This window comes from Halomonas sp., from assembly GCF_052095765.1.
Classification (GTDB): Bacteria; Pseudomonadota; Gammaproteobacteria; order Pseudomonadales; family Halomonadaceae; genus Halomonas.
Genome location: NZ_JBQDJZ010000095.1, coordinates 1 through 5034, shown reverse-complemented (window position 1 = coordinate 5034; position 5034 = coordinate 1). Strand labels below are relative to the sequence as shown.

Annotated in this window: 4 protein-coding genes; 1 reads left to right on the top strand and 3 read right to left on the bottom strand. The window is 59.8% G+C overall.

Going from position 1 to position 5034, the window contains the following annotated elements; all coding sequences use genetic code 11:
- Positions 1 to 73: 73 nt before the first annotated feature.
- The gene (locus ACTH3D_RS11190; RefSeq protein WP_441667193.1) at positions 74 to 709 is read right to left on the bottom strand and encodes a CDP-alcohol phosphatidyltransferase family protein; all 636 of its coding nucleotides are present in this window, start codon (positions 707 to 709) and stop codon (positions 74 to 76) included.
- Positions 710 to 724: 15 nt separating this feature from the next.
- Positions 725 to 2884: an FAD-dependent oxidoreductase gene (locus tag ACTH3D_RS11185; RefSeq protein ID WP_441667191.1), complete on the bottom strand. Its 2160-nt coding sequence runs from the start codon at positions 2882 to 2884 to the stop codon at positions 725 to 727.
- A gap of 130 nt (positions 2885 to 3014) precedes the next feature.
- On the opposite strand from ACTH3D_RS11185, the gene msrA reads away from it, so the two are divergent.
- Positions 3015 to 3686: a peptide-methionine (S)-S-oxide reductase MsrA gene (gene msrA / locus ACTH3D_RS11180; protein WP_441667190.1), complete on the top strand. Its 672-nt coding sequence runs from the start codon at positions 3015 to 3017 to the stop codon at positions 3684 to 3686.
- Between the two features lie 15 nt (positions 3687 to 3701).
- On the opposite strand, the gene ACTH3D_RS11175 is transcribed toward msrA, so the two are convergent.
- Positions 3702 to 4883 (bottom strand): MFS transporter, encoded by a 1182-nt coding sequence (locus ACTH3D_RS11175; RefSeq protein ID WP_441667189.1) that lies wholly within the window; start codon positions 4881 to 4883, stop codon positions 3702 to 3704.
- Positions 4884 to 5034: the final 151 nt, after the last annotated feature.

Sequence of the window (5034 nt, the reverse complement as noted above, 5' to 3'; positions counted from 1 at the left end):
TGCCCTGCTCTTATTTCCCACTCAGCTTTTATGTATGCACCTGCGTCAGAGCGCCCTTTAAAACATCTCGCGCTCAGTCATCCGTCGCGGCCTTTCCCAGGGCTTTCAGCGTCACATAGCCACCCCACAGCCGAGTAACGGTCGTCAGCACACAGGCAGTGGCAAACACGGTCGCCAGCAGTGCAAAGTGCTCAGGCCACAGACAGAATGCCACCAGCGCAGCTACTGTCTCGGTGCCCTCTGTCAGCCCATGCAGGTAATAAAATGCTTTGTGCTGGAATCTGGGCCGCTGCAGCTGATGCCGGGCTGCCATGATGGCAAAGGCCAGGAAGGAGGTGCCGGTGCCAATGAACGCAAACAGCAGCAGCGCGCCAGCCAGAGCATTGGCGGCAGGATTGGCCAACGCAAAGCCAAGCACGACGGCGGCATAGAACACAAAGTCCAAGCCGATATCGAGAAACCCCCCGGCATCACTGGCTGTATCAGTCAACCTTGCCAATGCCCCATCCAGACCACCCCCCAGCCGATTCAGTAGGATGGCAACCAGCGCCGCCCAATACAGTTCGAACGCCAGTAACGGCAGCGCCAACATGCCAATTACGAAAGCTGCTAGCGTTACTTGGTCGGGCCTTGCACCCGCGCGCGCCAGCCCCCGCGTCAGCCAACGCAGCGGCTTCTGGGTCATCGGCATGGTCCAGCGATCTAGCATGGCCAGATCCTTATATCACCGTCTATCTGCCTGGCCGCGCCGCCAGGCAAAGTAGCGTTTCAGCCAATCCAGCACGCGCTCGGGCTTATGGGCGTTCTTCCACACCCCTGCGGTCGCTTTCACTGCCTCGGAGCGCGTGGGGTACGGATGCACGGTGCCCAGGATCTTGTTCAGGCCGATATTGTGCGTTATGGCCAGCGTAAACTCAGCCAGCATCTCTCCAGCGCCCTCGCCCACCAGGGTCGCACCAAGAATGCGATCCTTGCCCGGCACCGTCAGCACCTTGATGAAGCCACCGCGCTCACCTTCAGCGATAGCCCGGTCCAGCTCGCTCAGCGAATAACGGGTGATTTCATGGTCAATCCCCTGCTGCTTGGCCTCGTGTTCATTGAGCCCGACTCTTGCCACCTCGGGGGCAGTGAATGTCACCGCCGGCATCGCGCGGTAGCTGGCCCGGAAACGCTTGAACTCGCCAAACAGCGCATTAACCGTGGCATGCCAGGCTTGATGTGCGCTGGCATGGGTCAGCTGGTAAGGGCCAGTAACATCACCGCAGGCCCAAACATTGGGTAGCACCGAGCACAGGCTTTCATCCACCGACAGGGTGCCATCGTCGCGCAGTGCCACACCCAGCGCTTCCAGACCAAGCCCAGTGACATTGGCCTTGCGCCCAATAGCCACCAACAACTGGTCGAAGGCTAAACACTGAGCTTCGCCGTCACGCTCGACCTGCAACAGATGAGCACCGTCTTCAGCACCCTTGGCGATAACGCGCAGCGCCCGGGTGCCCAGCGCCAGGGTTACGCCGTCCTGGGCCAGCCCGCGAACCACCTCATCGGCAACGTCGGCGTCCTCCCGTGGTAACAGCTGCTTACCCCTCACTACCAGGGTGACCGCACTGCCCAGGCGCGCGAAACTCTGGCTCAGCTCGCAACCAACCGGGCCACCGCCCAGTACGACAAGCCGCTTAGGCAGTTCAGTGAGCTGCCAGAGATTATCGGAGGTCAGCACCTCGATATCCTCAAGACCCGGCAGATCAGGAATTCGAGGCCGAGCACCGCTGGCAATGATCACATGGCGCGTAGTCACAACGCGCTCGCCGATACGCACCCGCCATGGGTCTTCCAGACGGGCATTGCCTTCCACCACCTCGACGCCGAGCCCTTCATAGCGCTCGCGGCTATCGTGGGGCTCGACCTCGCGAATCGCCTGATGCACATGGCTCATCACTTCGGCAAAGTTGACGCAAGGCTCACCAGCCTGCACGCCATAACGCGGGGCACGGCGAATGTCGCTAACACTGCGCGCCGCACGAATCAGTGCCTTGGAGGGCACACAGCCGGTATTCAGGCAGTCACCTCCCAGCCGTTCGCGCTCGACCAGCATCACCCTGGCCTTCACCGCCGCGGCGATATAGCTGGCCACCAGCCCTGCCGAGCCGCCACCGATAACGACAATATCCTGCTCGAAATGCGTGGGCCGCCTATAGCGCTTGGCCAATCGCCTGCGCTCCATAAACGACACACCTGCCCGGGCCAGCCAGGGAAACAGACCAAGCAACACAAACGAGCCGATCAACCCCGGCGATAGAATGCCCGACAACGACTCAAGGCTGCCCAACTCACGGCCGGCATTCACATAGACAGCGGTCGCCGGCAACATGCCGAGCTGACTGACCCAGTAGAAAGTCGTCAGCCGCATCCGAGTCAGCCCCATGACCAGGTTGATGACGAAAAACGGAAAAATCGGAATCAACCGTAGTGTAAACAGGTAAAAGGCACCCTCGCGCTCAATACCCGCATTGATTCGCGCAAGCTGAGTGGCAAAGCGTCGCTCCAGTGGCGCGCGCAGCAGGCTACGGGCAATCAATGCTGCCAAAGCAGCACCCAGACTGCTGGCAAACGAAATCAGCAGCAAGCCCCAGCCCAAGCCAAACATCGCTCCACCGAGCAGCGTCAGTAGCGCAGCTCCTGGCAGCGACAGCGCCGCCATTAGCACATAGACCGCAAAGAAGACGCCCGCAACCGCCAGCGGCCTGGCATCAAACAGCGCCTGAAAGCGCGCCTGGCTGGCTTTAATATTTTCCAGTGTCAGAAGCTGGTAGGCATCACTGACAAAAAACACCGCCAGCAACGCAATAATTCCTGCTGCAATAATCAGGCGTTTGTGTGCCACGCCAAGCCTCCTGTCGGTAAAAAACGCGGTTGATAAGATGTTAGGCCATCAGGCCAGGCCCCTATACTGAACTACCGTGAGCACAAACGTTCAAACTGGTGCAGATTTTTTTCATCCCGGAGTGCCAGCCATGCCGAACAAGCCACACAAATCTCCTGCCAGGGTTCATGCCTTGCACAACCAGCGTTTCGCCAGCCTGGTCGCGGGTGCACTGATTGCCTTACCGCTGTCTGCACTGTCTGTAAGCGCTCTGGCAGAGAGTAAGCATGCTGTTTTCGCCGGCGGCTGCTTCTGGTGCGTTGAGGAAGCCTTCGACAAGGTGGCTGGCGTCACCACCACCCTCTCCGGTTTCAGCGGTGGTGATACGGAAAACCCGAGTTACCGGGAGGTCGTCAGCGGCGGCACCGGCCACTTGGAAGTCGTCGAAGTAGAATATGACCCCGAGCAGGTCGAATATGCCGAGCTACTAGATGTGTTCTGGCGCAACATCGACCCCTTCGCCGTCAACCGTCAGTTCTGCGATGAGGGCGAGTCGTACCGCAGCGCGATATTTGTCAGCAACGACGCGCAGCGTGAGCTGGCTGAAGCCAGCCGCGAGGAATTGGCTAAGCGCTTCGGCCGTAGCATCACCACAGAAATCCTTGATGCCGCCACTTTTTATCCGGCAGAGCAGGAACACCAGAACTACTACAAGGAAAACCCACTGCGCTACCGCTTTTACAAGTCAGCCTGCGGCCGCGTTGAACGCCTTGAGGAAGTCTGGGGCGATGAAGCCGGTGGTTTTGCTACGCCTGGCAGCTAACGGCTCAGGCGCTGTTCATGCTTTCTGTTCGCGGTACTGCAGCCAGATCGCAATCCCCAGGGTGACACTCAACATCAGCCAGGACGCCAGCGCCACACCGAACCAGCCGGACGATTGCCAGAACGGCTCCAGCCAGAAGCCACCGAGGCTGGCGCCAGTGTAATAAAACACCAGGTAAAGTGCTGAGGCGCTGCCCCTGGCAGCAAGTGCCTGACGCCCCACCCAGCTTGACGCCATGGAATGTGCCAGGAAGAAACCAAAGGCATTGATGGTGAGTCCAGTCAGGATCCAGCCCAACGAATCCGCCAGGGTAACGGCGGTGCCTGCCATCAGAATGACAATGCCCAACATCATGCAAATAGGCTGCGACAGCCGCGCCGCAATGCGGCCAGACAGCGCCGATCCCAGCGTGCCACCCAGGTAGGTGAGAAAGATCAGCCCCAGCAGCCTGGCGCCCAAGGAGTAAGGTGCTTCGGCCAGGTGAAAGGTGATATAGCTGTATTGATTGATAAAAATCAGGAAGTTCAGCCCGCCCAGCAGATAGGCCCCCAGCAGCAGCGGGTTGCGCAGATGCGCGCGCAGATCAGCAAGCGCGGTGCGCAATTCAAACGGATGGGGTGTAAAGGCTTTTGGCGCAGGCAGCAGCTTCCAGAACACGACAAGACCGACCAGTGTGATGCATCCCACGACCACAAAACTCATCGAGGCCGTACTCGCTTCCGCCACCGAACCGCCCACGATGCGCCCCCCAATACCACCTAGGGTATTGGCTCCAATATACAACCCCACCGCGGTCAGCAACGCTCGCTTCTCAAACTCGTCGCCCATCCAGGCGATGGCCACTGCCGGTAAGCCGCCTAGGAAAAACCCCTGCAGTGCACGCAACACCAATAGCGTTTCGAAGTTGGGCGCCAGAGCCAATGACAGTGATAAAACACCGCCTGCCAGAAGGGTAAAGCGCATGATAGCTCCCCGACCAACGGCATCCGACAAGGGGCCGAAAACCAGCAGCGACGCAGCCACCGCCAGGGTGGCCACCGACATCACCAAGCTGATACCCAGTGTTGAGACAGCATAGGTCTCGCGCAGCTCAGGCAACAACGGCTGGGGCGCATAGAGATTGATGAAAACAAGAAAGGAGCCCAGACAAAGGGCCAGGGTCGCGCGCCACCAGGCGCGGCTATGGGCTTGGATCATTCGAAACCTTAAGTTCTGACACTCCCCGCCCGCCGCGCCAGGCGCTTTGGGCGAAGGTTATTGGGTCGCCCCGAGAACCTTCCTGCTTCAGCACGCCTTCACTAGGCCGTGGCTAAGCCACGGCCCCCCGATCCAGTCGCTCCACAGGCTA